Origin of the sequence: Pseudomonas sp. JS3066, from assembly GCF_036328175.1 — a bacterium.
Taxonomy (GTDB): Bacteria; Pseudomonadota; Gammaproteobacteria; order Pseudomonadales; family Pseudomonadaceae; genus Metapseudomonas.
On the sequence record NZ_CP143312.1, the window covers coordinates 3,351,852 to 3,364,492 of the forward strand.

Below are 12,641 nucleotides of genomic sequence, written 5' to 3' on the forward strand. Positions count from 1 at the left end.
AAAGGCACGCGTTGCATCATTGCAATTGATCTGATCCGTTGCAGCAGTGTGCCCGAAGGACGTATTGGGGGATAGGCATGAGAGTGCATCAGCACATCAGCATCATTGGCAGCGGATTCTGTGGGACGGCGCTGGCCGTCCAGTTGCTGAACCACGCTAGAGGACCACTGCATGTTCAGCTGATCAATCGCTCAGGACGCCTGGCGAGAGGACTGGCCTACGGCACCCGTTCGACCAGCCACCTACTCAACGTTCCCGCAGGACGCATGAGCCTGTTCCCGGAACGCCATGACGATTTCCTCCTGTACGCCCAGTCCAAATTGCCCAGCGCGCGGATGGGCGACTTTCTGCCTCGGAGCCTCTATGGGGATTATCTGGAGCAGCGCTTGGCGGAGGCTATTGCCTGCAAATCTCCGGTAGTTTCGTTCGAGCATGTCGTAGCCCAGGTCATCGATATCGACATGGCGTCCGACCAGGTCGTCCTGACCTTGCTGGACGGCCGTCGCCTGGAAAGCACACAGGCTGTGATTGCCACGGGGAACTTCGCACCAGCGGTACCCGCTCCACTCGCCAGCATTGCCTCAGATTCACGATTCATTCGCGACCCGTGGCGGCCCCACGCGCTCGGGCCAATCGAGCGGAATGCAAGGGTCCTGTTGATCGGCACCGGACTTACCATGCTCGACGTGGCGCTGGCCCTTCAAGACCAAGGCCACAACGGCACGCTGCAAGCATTTTCACGGCGGGCGCTTCTGCCTCAGGCCCACCGCTCCAATCTGGAATCACCAAACCTTCCGGCGGTACCCGATTCGCTGCTCCGTCGGGCCAGGACTAGGCACTTGCTGTCCGGCATCCGGGCATACGTGCGCGCTGCCCAGCGTGATGGTTATGACTGGCGTGAAGCGCTCGCAGCGCTGCGCCCTGCGACGCCAATGCTTTGGCAGCAGCTGGATAGCAGCGAGCGCAGACGCTTTCTGCGCCACTTGCAGCCATATTGGGAGGTTCATCGACACAGAGCTGCACCGAAAGTCTCCGCGCGAATCGAAGCAATGCTACAGCATCGCCATCTGGAGGTAGTCGCCGGATGCGTGAGAACGGCAAAGGCCTCCGAAGAGGCGCTGATACTGGATCTGAAGCTGCGCGGAAAGCAGCAGACGAAACGCTTCGAGGTCGACCACATCATCAACTGCACGGGGCCCTGTAGTGACCTCACAAGACTGGACGAGCCGCTGTTGAACAGTTTACACGCCCGTGGCGTTGTACGACGAGACGACGAAGGATTGGGCGTGGAGGCCACAGCGGACTATCGCCTGATCGGCAGAGACAACGACGCCCATGAGCGCCTGTTCCTGCTGAGCCCCATGCTCCGTGCCCGTTACTGGGAAGCGACCGCGGTGCCAGAGTTGCGTCAACACGCGGCCAGACTTGCAGAGCTGCTACTGAGCGGCGACCAGACCAACTAGCCTGGCCTACCATGCATTGGGCTCAGCCCTTGGTACGTCTCACGAACTTGATCGACCACTCGAAGTTAGGCTTGCGCGTGACGCTGATGGCGCGACGGGTAACGGTGTCGAGAGTGACGTTCCAGAAGCCGGTACTAGGGATCACGATCTTCGCCGGGAAACGGTCGAACGCGCCGCCGTGATAACTGTGACGGCCGCCGTTCTTGAAGCTGCGGAAGTTCGCATCACTCATCAGGCGAATGTTGCAGGTCTGCGAGCACTGGATGACGACCAGGTCGCCCTCGTTGAGGTGCTCGCGTTGATGGATGAACTTCATTTACAGCTCCTGGATCACTGGATCGAACAGCGCGCCAGAATACCACGGAGGCAAATGTCGTCGCCTCGCCTACGCTGAAGAAGCCGACCAGGCGGGATGCCCGGATAAAAATGGACGACCGCCTGCCGCGCATCCAATCATTCTGGAAGCCGATCAAACAAGGTGGACACGACATGCCTCACTCCAGCCATATCCCTGCGCTCTTGATCACACTCAGCCTGCTCGGAGCGTGCAGCAGTCATGCCGAGAATGATGGTCTGGACGCGACCACCAGCACAGGCGAAGCCTACGCCCAGGGTGTCCCAGGTAGCGTCGTCACGGAGACGGAGCAAGTCTCGGCGGTCGTTACGGCCATCGATCATCAGAAGCGGACCTTCACTCTTGAAGACGAAAAGGGCAATCGCCAGACCTTCAACGCGGTGCCGGAAATGCGCAATTTCCCGCAGCTGAAAATCGGAGACCGGGTCAATGCAGTGGTGACCCACGAGCGGGTAATCCAGCTGCGCGCGCCTGGCGAAGCCCATGAAGATGGCGCTGCCGGCCTGGTCGCAACCGCTCCCGAAGGCGACAAACCGGGCATGCTGGCGGCCAATACCGTGGAAGTCACTGCAGTGGTCAAAGCCATCGACTCCACACAGCACACCGCCACGCTGGAGTTCGACGATGGCACCCGCAAGGTCGTGAGGGTGCGCCCCGACATCGAGCTAAAGCCTTCCTATCTCAATCAGGAAGTGGTTATCCGGATGACCTCCGCATTGGCTATCACCGTAGAGGCTCCCTGAAGCCGGCAAGCTGGACGCCTGGCGGTCCTGCCACGCCTTCGGGGACAGTGGTAGGATGCGCGCCCCATGCGTATCAGCGATATCCATCAACAGCTGGCCGACCTCGGCGCCCTCCCCGTCCACAGCGGACGGGTGGTGCGTGCCTGGCTGCAAGGCAAACCCCTGGATAGCGGCACCCGTCGCCAGCACACTGAAAACTTCCTGCCTCTGAGCGTCCGCGACGGCCTACCTGCGTTGGCCGAACAGCTGGACGCGCTGGTGCGACTGGACTCCCAGCACCCTGGTTCCGACGGCTCTGCCCGCCTGCTGGTAGCGCTGCGCGACGGCCAGATGGTGGAGAGCGTGCTACTGCCCAGAGACGGCCTCTGCGTTTCCACCCAGGTTGGCTGTGCTGTGGGGTGCGTATTCTGCATGACTGGCAAGAGCGGTTTGCTTCGTCAGATAGGCAGTGCCGAAATCGTTGCCCAGGTCGCCCTCGCGCGCCGCTTCCGACCGGTGAAGAAGGTGGTGTTCATGGGAATGGGCGAGCCCGCCCACAACCTGGAGAACGTGCTGGAAGCGATCGACCTGCTAGGCACCGACGGCGGCATCGGCCACAAGAACCTGGTGTTTTCGACCGTGGGCGATATGCGCGTGTTCGAGCGACTACCTCGCGAGCGGGTCAAGCCTGCCCTCGCCCTGTCCTTGCATACCACCCGCGCCGATCTTCGCGAACAGCTGTTGCCCAAGGCACCGCGCATCACCCCGGACGAACTGGTGGAGCTGGGCGAAACCTATGCCCGCACCATCGGTTATCCGATCCAGTACCAATGGACGCTACTCAAGGGCATCAACGACAGTCAGGAGGAAATGGATGGCATCCTGCGTCTGCTCAAGGGCAAGTACGCGGTGCTCAACCTCATTCCCTACAACAGCCTGGACACGGACGAATACCAGCGCCCTGACGGTGACCGCATCGTGCAGATAGTGCGCTACCTGCACAGTCGCGGGGTGCTCACCAAGGTCCGCAACTCTGCCGGGCAGGACGTCGAGGGCGGTTGTGGACAATTGCGTGCCCGCGCAGTGGAACTGGTCAACACCCGCCGCCTGCACCGCCCCACGTCCTGAAACGACCAACGGCAAATCCGGCCCAACGAGCTAAGCTCAGGCCAGGAGGTGCTCCATGGACGACAAGAATCACGACCAACCCCTGAGCTTCCGGGAAATGCTGCAAAGCGTGCTGGCGGCCGCCTTCGGCGTGCAGAGCGGGAAGAACCGCGCTCGCGACTTCAGCCGCGGCAAGCCCAGTCACTTCATCATCCTGGGCGTGCTCTTCACGGCGATCTTCGTGCTGGTGCTCTATGGGCTGGTGAAGTTGGTGCTTCACTTCGCTGGCGTGTGAGCCTCAGTCGATCAACGGCTCGAGGGAGAATCGGTAATCGCCGGCAGCCTTCTTGCCGACCAGGCTGAATTTTCGGAAATCGAGATCGAAACCCTGTCGCTCGAAACGCCGCAGCAGGCGTGTCGCCTTGTCCCGATCCAGCGACATGAACAACCGCACTTCCCGGTCCTTGCCACCATGCCTGGCGAAATCCAGTCCGGCGTCATAGTCGTGGAGCAGCACCATGGCCCAACCGCCGATGGTGAAGTGGCCACTGACCAGGGCGTTGATCTTCCCATCGAGATAGGTGTGCAGGACTTCCGTGGAATTGTTCAAGGCGGAGAACAGCACATCCTTTCCAGGCTCATGCCCAAGCTCAATGGCAGCCTTCATTGCACCAAAGGCCATCTCATCATTGGCCGACCACACCACCTTGGCCTCCGGATAGCGCTGGAACAATTGCAACGCCTGGGTGTAGGCACGATCGCGATTCCATTCGCTATAGACCAACTGCCTCAAGCGGGCATTGGGAGCCTCCGCCAGGGCGCGCATGAGCCCCTGCTCGCGTAGCTGCGCAGCGGGAGTCTGCTTGACGCCGGAGAATGCCAGCACATCGAAGGGCTGACCGGGCGTACGCTGTTCCTGCAGATCCAGGAGCGTACGCGCCATCAGGTACCCGGCTTCCTCATCGTTCGCGACCATGCTGCCGATCCAGTCGGGATAGCGTTCCCGGGTGGCCCCGGTGAGCATCTGCTGGTCGGGTGTCAGGTTGCTGTTCACCGTGAACAGCTTGACCCCGCTGCCTCGGGCCAGGCGCAGGATTTCCGGTCCCGCATACTGCTCATTGACGAACAGCAGGTAATCGGGCCGATTCTCGCCCTGAAGCACTTCGCGGGCCTGCTCAAGCATCAGGTTCATATCGCGCTCGGCATATCGGACCTCGAGACCCATACCCAGGTCGCGGGCAGCGGCTTCCATGAACTGCGCATAGCTGGCCCAGAAGGGCTCGCTAGTACGGCCCGGATTGAGAAACACCACGGATGCGGCACTCAGCGACTGGCTGAACGCCAGGCATAAGCCAAAAAGAAGGGAGGAGTAGCGACCTTTCATTCGATCACCCTGAAAAAGCAGCGGCGAAGTATAACCACTTCTTGCAGGGCATTCGGGCGCGACGAAGCGGGCCAGTGGAAGCTGGCCCGCTTTACGCCTTCTTTATTGGTGGCTGACCCAGAAAACAGCGGTGGAAACGGCGATCAGAATCAGGAAAAAGATGGCCCAGGCGTCAACCTTGCTGTCACGGTTGGAGTCCTCGGAATGATCGGTCATGGCGTCCCCCATTTGTTGTGGTTATAGGCGGCTTGCACATCGAGTAAAGACCAGCCCCTGCAGGGGCTCAAGCCGAAGGGTTATGCACCCCCGCCAAACAATAACTTTTGGTTCTTTACATATACTCAAACATCACTTTTGCGCATAACCCCGAACTGGTATCTTCCTCCGGCTCCGCGGGGAGTGCGCGGCCGTGCGCGCAGAAAAGCTGTAAGCAGCCTGACAACAGGACATTTCATGTACGTATACGACGAGTACGATCAACGGATCGTCGAGGACCGCGTAAAGCAGTTCCGCGATCAGACCCGCCGCTATCTGGAAGGCGAGCTCTCGGGTGAGGAATTCCGCCCGCTGCGCCTGCAGAACGGCCTGTACATCCAGCGCTTCGCGCCCATGCTGCGCGTTGCCGTGCCTTACGGCCTGCTCTCTTCGGTCCAGGTGCGTAAGCTGGCGCAGATCGCTCGCGACTACGACAAGGGCTACGCCCACATCAGCACCCGCCAGAACGTCCAGTACAACTGGCCGGAGCTGGAAGATGTGCCGGAAATCCTCGCCGAGCTGGCCACCGTGCAAATGCACGCCATCCAGACCAGCGGCAACTGCATCCGCAATACCACCACCGACCAGTTCGCCGGCGTTGCCCGTGACGAGCTCGTCGACCCGCGCCCCTGGTGCGAGATCATCCGCCAATGGTCCACTTTCCATCCGGAATTCTCCCACCTGCCGCGCAAGTTCAAGATCGCCGTCAATGGTGCCGTAAGCGATCGCGCGGCCATCGAAGTCCATGACATTGGCCTGGAAGCGGTGCAGAACGATGCCGGCGAACTGGGCTTCCGTGTATCCGTCGGTGGCGGCCTGGGCCGTACCCCGATCGTGGGCAGCTTCATCAACGAGTTCCTGCCCTGGCAGCACCTGATCAGTTACCTCGACGCCATCCTGCGCGTGTACAACCGCTATGGCCGCCGTGACAACAAGTACAAGGCGCGCATCAAGATCCTGGTCAAGGCACTCACCCCTGAAGTCTTCGCCGAGCGCGTGAATGCCGAGTGGGCCAACCTGAAGGATGGCCCCACCACCCTGACCGAAGCTGAAGTAGCTCGCGTCGCCAAGCACTTCGTCGACCCGACCTACAAGGCCCTGGAAGACCAGGACGCCGCCCTCGCAGCCCTGGATGCCGAGCACCCCGGCTTCGGCCGCTGGCGCACCCGTAACGTCGTGGCCCACAAGAAGCCCGGCTACGTGGCTGTGACCCTGTCACTGAAGCCCACCGGCGTGGCCCCCGGCGACGTCACCGACAAGCAACTGGACGCCATCGCCGACCTGGCCGACCGCTACAGTTTCGGTGAAGTCCGCAACAGCCATAACCAGAACATCATCCTCGCTGACGTCGAGCAGTCCCAGCTCTTCGCCCTGTGGGGAGAACTGCGTGAGCTTGGCTTCGCCACGCCGAACGTGGGCCTGCTGACCGACATCATCTGCTGCCCGGGCGGCGACTTCTGCTCCCTGGCCAACGCCAAGTCGATCCCGGTGGCCGAAGCCATCCAGCGTCGCTTCGACGACCTGGATTACCTGTTCGACATCGGCAACCTGGACCTGAACATCTCCGGTTGCATGAACGCCTGTGGCCACCACCATGTCGGCCACATCGGCATTCTCGGCGTGGACAAAAAGGGCCAGGAGTTTTATCAAGTGTCCCTCGGCGGCAGCGCCGGCCGTGATGCCAGCCTGGCACAGATCCTCGGTCCGTCCTTCGCCCAGGATGAAATGGCCGATGTGATCGAGAAAATCATCAAGGTCTACGTGGAACAGCGCACCGAGGACGAGCAGTTCCTCGACACCTTCCGCCGTATCGGTATCGATCCGTTCAAGGAGCGCGTATATGCAGCGAATCATTAAGAACGGCCAGGTCATCGACGAGACCTGGCATCTGCTGGCCAAGGACGCGACCCTCGACGGCATCCCCAACTGCGACGACATCATCATTCCGCTCGCGCTCTGGCGCGATCACGCCCATGCGCTGAAGGCACGCGATGGCGGCCTGGGCGTCTGGCTGGACAGCGATGAGGAAATCGAGGAAATCGCTGATGACCTGGAGCACTTCCAGGTCATCGCCCTGAACTTCCCGGCTTTCACCGACGGCCGTCACTCCTCTACCGCCTATTTGCTACGCCAGCGCTACGCCTACAAGGGCGAAGTGCGCGCGATTGGCGATGTGCTGCGCGACCAGCTCTGGGCCCTCAAGCGTTGCGGTTTCGACGCCTTCGCCCTGCGTGCGGACAAGGACCCGTACGACGCCCTCAAGGCCTTCGAGGAGTTCTCCGAGGTCTACCAGGCGTCCAGCGATCAGCCCCTGCCGCTGTTCCGCCGCCGCACGGCCTGAGTGACGCGCCGATAAAAAGCCCCGCATCTGCGGGGCTTTTTGTTGGGTGTGGTGTTTGTGGGGCGCATTCATTCGAGAATGAATTCGCTCCACAAGTACATTTTCCACCAAGGACTAGGCGCGAACCGCGTCCCATGCCACCTGCATGAACAACTCGCGGCAATCGGCCAGGCTCGTGCGGGTGCGCCCGGCCAACCAATTGCGGGTGAAATCCTGTACCGGGCCGATGACGACGGAAACGAAGCAGTCACGAGGCATTTCACGGTAGGCACCCTGTTCGCGGTAGGGCCGCAGAACCTCGTCGATTCGCCCGTGGTGCAAGCGATTGGTTTCGCGAAGCTGCTCGCCCAACTCGCTCGCCTCTACCCTCCCCCGGCTGTGCAGAATGAAACGAGCCCAATCCGGGTTCGCCAGCACCCAATCGACGTAGCAGGCCACCAGCAGCTTGATGCAACCCTCGGCACTGTCGACCTTGGCGAAGCCTGCCTCCAGCAAGCGCGCATAGCCGCTGACCCCCTCCAGGTAGAGCGCAGCGATGATCCGCTCCTTGTTACCAAAATGGTGATAGAGGCTACCGATGCTGGCACCCGAGCGATCACGAATCATCTCGATGGTGGTGGCATCCACCCCTTGTTCACTGAAACAGGCCAAGGCGGCCTGGAGAATGTCGTCTTTGCGCGAGGGACGGCTCATGAATGTCCTTTGATGAGACTAGAATATTTTTCTAGAATACTTTTCTAGCCTTCGTATACTGCCCGGGTTCACGCTTTTCCAGAAGCCTCTCGACGTCAGGATGGATGCAATGAGCAGCTCGACAGAAACCCGGATCGACAACGGCAACGGCCACTTCATCAGCGCCAACTGGTTCCGCCCCAAAGGCGAGGTCCAGGCTGCAGTGCTGATAGTACCTGCCATGGGTGTGCCGCAACGCTACTACGCCCCTTTCGCCACCTGGCTGGCGGACCGGGGTTACCTGGTCGCCACGTTCGACTATGTCGGCATGGGCCAGTCGCGCAATGGCCATCTGCGCAACCTGAACGTGGACATCCTCGACTGGGCCCGCCATGACTGCAGCACCATGCTCTCACTGGTGGCCAATGCGGCCGGCAGCAAGCCACTGTACTGGATCGGTCACAGCCTGGGAGGACAGATCCTGCCCTTCGTCGAAGGGGCAGAACGCATCAGCAAAGTGCTGACCATTGCTACGGGTAGCGGCTACTGGCGCGAGAACACCGCCGAACTGCGCCGCCGCGTCTGGCTCCTGTGGTTCCTGGTCGCCCCGCTGGTTACGCCTCTGGCCGGTTACTTCCCCGGCAAGCGCTTGGGGATGGTGGGCGACCTGCCCAAGGGAGTAATCAATCAGTGGCGGCGCTGGTGCCTGGACCCGGAGTACGCCGTGGGCGCTGAAGGCGAAGAAGTGAGGGAGGCTTTTTCCGCGGTACGTACGCCCATCACCTCGATCTCCTTTACCGACGACGAGATGATGTCCGGGCGCAACACCGAGTCGCTGCACAGCTTCTATCGCCAGGCAGAGAAACGCTTCAAACGCATCGCGCCCGCCGATGTGGGCGAGCAGAACATCGGCCACTTCGGATTCTTCAAACCGCAGTACGAACAGTCCCTGTGGAAGAGCGTGTTGCTGCCCGAGCTGACCTGATAACCACCAACCTGGAGCGCTACTGCCACCCTTTCACACCAGTCATGTCAGGGAGGTGGTGTGCGATCCCCTTGTGACAGTCGATGCAGGTAGCCTCGCCCGAAGCCAGCGCGCCGGTGAGAGAAAATGGACTATTACCGGCTTCGCTGATCTTCCCGGTGAGCAGATGAATGTTGTAGATCAGGTTATTCGCCCAGACCCCACGCGTGTGCTGGTTGAAACCCATTGTCCAGAACGACACCACCTTGCGCTTCGGGTCGGCATACATCTCGGCCAGGGCTTTCAGGTGCGCGGCGGAAACCCCGGATTCCTTGGCCGCACGCTCGAGGGTATAGAGCTTCACGTAAGCAGCGAACTCGTCGAAAACGATGTCGGACCAGGTGTTGGCCTTGGCCGCGTTCTTCGCCTTTTGTTCCAGCGGGTCGGTAGGCCTCAGCCCGTAGCCGATGACTTCGGCACCTTGGGCGAACCTGACGTGCTTGTCGATGAAGTCTTGATTGACCGCGCCGCTCTGGATGATGTGGTTGGCGATGTAGTTGAGGATGAACAGGTCGCTCTGCGGTTTGAACACCATGGGTATGTCGGCAAGGTCGAAGCTGCGGTGCCGGAACGTGGAAAGCACCGCGACTTTGACCTGGGACGCACTGAGCCGGCGGTCGATCAGCCCTTTACACAGGAGGGCCCGGCGATCATCTGGTAGATACAGACGATGAAGCCGTATCCGCCGACGATCATCACGGCAAGGATGGGAAACAGACACGCCACCAGGAAAAGGAACAACCGGGTTTCCTTGCGCTTGCTTCTGTCTCCACTATCGGCAGTCATGGCGGCACTTCTCCGTCGGCAACTGGAGTTAGCCAAGATCTTGCCGACGGTAGTGAAGGAGAGAGATGAGGGGGGCAGCGTGCGACAAAAACACGCGGCGACTCGCTTTTGGGAAACCGAGTCACTCAATGCAGGCGGTTGAGAGGGCCTGGCGCAGATCGGGTTTACTGCCAGAAACGCTGCTGGCTCAGCCGCTCCCACCAGCTCAGCAGCACACGATCGATCGTCACACTGGCGGCAAGCCCTACGCGCTCCTGCAAGCTCTTGCGAGCGGCAAAGTGCAAATGGAACAGTTCTGCTTCCTTGGCCCGCGTAGCAAGGTACTCGTCACTGGTACTCAGCTCGTCCACCAGTTGCTTGTCCCGCGCCGCCATGCCCAGCCAGACCTCGCCCGTGGCGATCTCAGCCATATCCAGCTGCGGGCGATAGCGCCCGACGAAGCCCTTGAACAGCTCATGAGTAGTTTCCAGGTCCTCCTGGAACTTCTGCCGGCCCTTATCGGTGTTTTCGCCGAACACAGTCAGCGTGCGCTTGTACTCGCCGGCGGTAAGCACCTCGAAGTCGATATCGTGCTTCTTCAGCAGTCGATGCACATTTGGCAGCTGCGCAACGACACCGATGGAACCGATGATGGAGAAAGGCGCTGCGAGAATCTTGTTGCCGATGCACGCCATCATGTAACCACCACTGGCCGCGACCTTGTCCACGCAGACCGTGAGCGGTACGCCAGCATCGCGAATGCGCGCCAGTTGCGACGAAGCCAGGCCGTAGCTGTGTACCATGCCACCCCCGCTTTCCAGTCGCACCACCACTTCGTCCTTGTCCGTGGCCATCGACAGCAGAGCGGTCACTTCATGGCGAAGGTGATCAGTTGCCGAAGCCTTGATGTCGCCATCGAAGTCCAGCACGAAGACCCGTGGCTTCATCTCGGCCGTCTTCTTGGCTTTCTTCGCTGCCTTGGCTTCAGCCTTGCGCGCGGCTTTCACGTGCGACTTGTCCAGCACCGAGTGCTCCAGGCGCTCGCGCAGGTCCCTGTAGAAGTCGTTGAGCTTGCGTACATCCAGATGACCGCTGGCCACACGACGGTTGCGGCCACGCAACGCCGCGATGGCCACCAGCACGACAAGGATGGCCACCAGCACAGTCACGGTCCTGGCCAGAAAACCTGCGTACTCGGCAAAGAACTCCACTTGAATCCCCTTTGTTATCCCAACTGGCACCGGCCTTTCGGTGGCGCGAAGACCCGCAAGCATAACGGCGCCATTCCCGGCTCGCCAGTTAACGGAAACGTCTGCATAAACAGTGGGAATGCATTCAAACAAGCGTATGTTTTTTCGTTGACAGCCCCCTGGCTTCCTCATACCCTCGCGGAACTTTCAACCTCACGGGACGCCAGTACGTGGGCAGCATCTATCTGATAAGACATGGCCAGGCCTCCTTCGGCGCCGATGACTACGATGTCCTCTCGCCCACCGGCATCCGCCAGGCCGAAGTACTCGGCGCCCACCTTGCCCAACTGGGCCTGCGTCTGGATCGTTGCTACAGCGGCGACCTGCGTCGCCAGCAGCATACCGCCCAGGCCGCACTCGCACAGTTCGACGCTGCCGGTCTTGGCGCTCCTGCAATCCAGATCGATCCAGCCTTCAACGAATTCGATGCCGACGCGGTGATTCGCGCCCTGCTCCCGGATTTGCTTCCAGAAGAACCCGAAGCGCTGCACGTGCTGCGCAACGCCGTGCAGAACCGCGCCGAGTTCCAGCGCCTGTTCTCCAAGCTGGTGCTGCGCTGGGTCTCCGGTGAGTACGACAAGCCTGGCCTACAGAGCTGGTCCGCCTTCGTCGAGCAGGTCCGTGGTGGTCTTGAACGTGTCCTGGCCGACGCTGACAGCAAGCAGAACATTGCCGTGTTCACCTCGGGCGGCACCATCACCGCCCTGCTCCACCTGGTAGCGGGTGTACCGGCCGACAGCGCCTTCAGCCTCAATTGGCAGATCGTAAACACCTCGCTCAGCCGCCTGAAGTTCCGTGGAAGCGAAGTGACCCTGGCTTCCTTCAACAGTCATGTGCATCTGGAACTGTTGAAGGCGCCGGAACTCATCACTTATCGCTGAGTCCGGCCCACCGCGGCCGGAAGGGCCGCTGGATAAAACCCTAGAAAAAGGAAAACACCATGACCAACGTTGCTGACATCGTCAAAACCATGCAGTCCAAGTTCAACGCCGGTGCCGCCGCTGGCCTGGACCTGGTATTCCAGTTCAACATCGAAGATGGCGACAACCACTACCTGGTAGTCAAGGATGGCACCTGCGACGTACAGCAGGGTGATGCCCCGAATCCGAACGTCACCCTGATCATGGACAGCGCCACCCTGGTCGGCATCATGACCGGCGAAACCGACGGCATGCAGGCCTTCATGGCCGGCAAGCTGCGCGCCGAAGGCGACATGATGCTGGCGATGAAGCTCGGCGAACTGTTCCCGGTCTAAGCTCAACGCTCAGATCACGAACAAGAAACCGGAGTCCCAGGGCTCCGG

Annotated in this window: 14 protein-coding genes and 2 pseudogenes; 9 read left to right on the plus strand and 7 right to left on the minus strand. The window is 60.8% G+C overall.

Features of this window, described 5'->3' with window-relative positions:
* Window positions 1-83: 83 nt before the first annotated feature.
* Window positions 84-1,463 carry an FAD/NAD(P)-binding protein gene (locus SA496_RS15855; RefSeq protein ID WP_162945794.1) on the plus strand — a complete coding sequence of 460 codons (1,380 nt, stop codon included), beginning with the start codon at window positions 84-86 and terminating at the stop codon, window positions 1,461-1,463.
* 22 nt (window positions 1,464-1,485) lie between these two features.
* On the opposite strand, the gene SA496_RS15860 is transcribed toward SA496_RS15855, so the two are convergent.
* Complete coding sequence (locus tag SA496_RS15860; RefSeq protein ID WP_069084458.1) at window positions 1,486-1,779, minus strand: DUF1883 domain-containing protein; 294 nt, start codon at window positions 1,777-1,779, stop codon at window positions 1,486-1,488.
* A gap of 110 nt (window positions 1,780-1,889) precedes the next feature.
* Here SA496_RS15860 and SA496_RS15865 point away from each other — a divergent pair, with 110 nt between their 5' ends.
* The 3 genes from SA496_RS15865 to SA496_RS15875 all read left to right on the plus strand — a co-directional run bounded on the left by SA496_RS15865 (window position 1,890) and on the right by SA496_RS15875 (window position 3,942).
* A complete protein-coding gene (locus tag SA496_RS15865) occupies window positions 1,890-2,561 on the plus strand; it encodes a hypothetical protein (RefSeq protein ID WP_330114128.1) in 672 nt (223 codons plus the stop codon).
* Window positions 2,562-2,627: 66 nt separating this feature from the next.
* Window positions 2,628-3,668 (plus strand): RNA methyltransferase, encoded by a 1,041-nt coding sequence (locus tag SA496_RS15870; RefSeq protein ID WP_330114129.1) that lies wholly within the window; start codon window positions 2,628-2,630, stop codon window positions 3,666-3,668.
* Between the two features lie 55 nt (window positions 3,669-3,723).
* A complete protein-coding gene (locus SA496_RS15875) occupies window positions 3,724-3,942 on the plus strand; it encodes a DUF2970 domain-containing protein (protein ID WP_120650346.1) in 219 nt (72 codons plus the stop codon).
* 3 nt (window positions 3,943-3,945) lie between these two features.
* Here the strand turns inward: SA496_RS15875 and SA496_RS15880 are convergent, their stop codons facing one another.
* Entirely contained in the window at window positions 3,946-5,031 is a 1,086-nt protein-coding gene (locus tag SA496_RS15880) for an ABC transporter substrate-binding protein (protein WP_153917151.1), read from the minus strand.
* Window positions 5,032-5,484: 453 nt separating this feature from the next.
* Here SA496_RS15880 and SA496_RS15885 point away from each other — a divergent pair, with 453 nt between their 5' ends.
* The gene (locus tag SA496_RS15885) at window positions 5,485-7,143 is read left to right on the plus strand and encodes a nitrite/sulfite reductase (protein ID WP_120650342.1); all 1,659 of its coding nucleotides are present in this window, start codon (window positions 5,485-5,487) and stop codon (window positions 7,141-7,143) included.
* Window positions 7,127-7,627, plus strand: coding sequence for a DUF934 domain-containing protein (locus SA496_RS15890; protein ID WP_120650340.1), 501 nt, complete (start codon window positions 7,127-7,129; stop codon window positions 7,625-7,627). The genes SA496_RS15885 and SA496_RS15890 overlap by 17 nt, the downstream gene beginning before the upstream one ends.
* 114 nt (window positions 7,628-7,741) lie before the next feature.
* Here SA496_RS15890 and SA496_RS15895 read toward each other — a convergent pair whose 3' ends face one another.
* Window positions 7,742-8,320, minus strand: a complete 579-nt coding sequence (locus SA496_RS15895; RefSeq protein WP_120650338.1) for a TetR/AcrR family transcriptional regulator — start codon at window positions 8,318-8,320, stop codon at window positions 7,742-7,744.
* Between the two features lie 109 nt (window positions 8,321-8,429).
* On the opposite strand from SA496_RS15895, the gene SA496_RS15900 reads away from it, so the two are divergent.
* The gene (locus tag SA496_RS15900; protein ID WP_120650336.1) at window positions 8,430-9,284 is read left to right on the plus strand and encodes an alpha/beta hydrolase family protein; all 855 of its coding nucleotides are present in this window, start codon (window positions 8,430-8,432) and stop codon (window positions 9,282-9,284) included.
* A gap of 19 nt (window positions 9,285-9,303) precedes the next feature.
* Here SA496_RS15900 and SA496_RS15905 read toward each other — a convergent pair.
* The 4 genes and pseudogenes from SA496_RS15905 to sohB form a co-directional block, all read right to left on the minus strand.
* A pseudogene (locus SA496_RS15905) lies at window positions 9,304-9,396 on the minus strand (NapC/NirT family cytochrome c); the annotation flags it as partial.
* Window positions 9,397-9,459: 63 nt separating this feature from the next.
* Window positions 9,460-9,906: pseudogene (locus SA496_RS15910) on the minus strand (periplasmic nitrate reductase subunit alpha); the annotation flags it as partial.
* A 38-nt stretch (window positions 9,907-9,944) separates the two neighbouring features.
* Window positions 9,945-10,109 (minus strand): periplasmic nitrate reductase, NapE protein, encoded by a 165-nt coding sequence (napE, locus tag SA496_RS15915; RefSeq protein WP_330114130.1) that lies wholly within the window; start codon window positions 10,107-10,109, stop codon window positions 9,945-9,947.
* Window positions 10,110-10,273: 164 nt separating this feature from the next.
* A complete protein-coding gene (gene sohB, locus SA496_RS15920) occupies window positions 10,274-11,299 on the minus strand; it encodes a protease SohB (RefSeq protein WP_120650334.1) in 1,026 nt (341 codons plus the stop codon).
* 209 nt (window positions 11,300-11,508) lie between these two features.
* Between sohB and SA496_RS15925 the strand changes: the two genes are divergently transcribed.
* A complete protein-coding gene (locus SA496_RS15925; protein ID WP_120650332.1) occupies window positions 11,509-12,219 on the plus strand; it encodes a histidine phosphatase family protein in 711 nt (236 codons plus the stop codon).
* A gap of 59 nt (window positions 12,220-12,278) precedes the next feature.
* Window positions 12,279-12,593, plus strand: a complete 315-nt coding sequence (locus SA496_RS15930) for an SCP2 sterol-binding domain-containing protein (RefSeq protein ID WP_077526001.1) — start codon at window positions 12,279-12,281, stop codon at window positions 12,591-12,593.
* Window positions 12,594-12,641: the final 48 nt, after the last annotated feature.

Coding starts and splice junctions, on each gene's coding strand:
- SA496_RS15860 (WP_069084458.1), bottom strand. CDS start 1,779: ATGAAGTTCATCCATCAACGCGAGCACCTCAACGAGGGCGACCTGGTC.
- SA496_RS15865 (WP_330114128.1), top strand. CDS start 1,890: ATGGACGACCGCCTGCCGCGCATCCAATCATTCTGGAAGCCGATCAAA.
- SA496_RS15870 (WP_330114129.1), top strand. CDS start 2,628: ATGCGTATCAGCGATATCCATCAACAGCTGGCCGACCTCGGCGCCCTC.
- SA496_RS15875 (WP_120650346.1), top strand. CDS start 3,724: ATGGACGACAAGAATCACGACCAACCCCTGAGCTTCCGGGAAATGCTG.
- SA496_RS15880 (WP_153917151.1), bottom strand. CDS start 5,031: ATGAAAGGTCGCTACTCCTCCCTTCTTTTTGGCTTATGCCTGGCGTTC.
- SA496_RS15885 (WP_120650342.1), top strand. CDS start 5,485: ATGTACGTATACGACGAGTACGATCAACGGATCGTCGAGGACCGCGTA.
- SA496_RS15890 (WP_120650340.1), top strand. CDS start 7,127: ATGCAGCGAATCATTAAGAACGGCCAGGTCATCGACGAGACCTGGCAT.
- SA496_RS15895 (WP_120650338.1), bottom strand. CDS start 8,320: ATGAGCCGTCCCTCGCGCAAAGACGACATTCTCCAGGCCGCCTTGGCC.
- SA496_RS15900 (WP_120650336.1), top strand. CDS start 8,430: ATGAGCAGCTCGACAGAAACCCGGATCGACAACGGCAACGGCCACTTC.
- napE (WP_330114130.1), bottom strand. CDS start 10,109: ATGACTGCCGATAGTGGAGACAGAAGCAAGCGCAAGGAAACCCGGTTG.
- SA496_RS15930 (WP_077526001.1), top strand. CDS start 12,279: ATGACCAACGTTGCTGACATCGTCAAAACCATGCAGTCCAAGTTCAAC.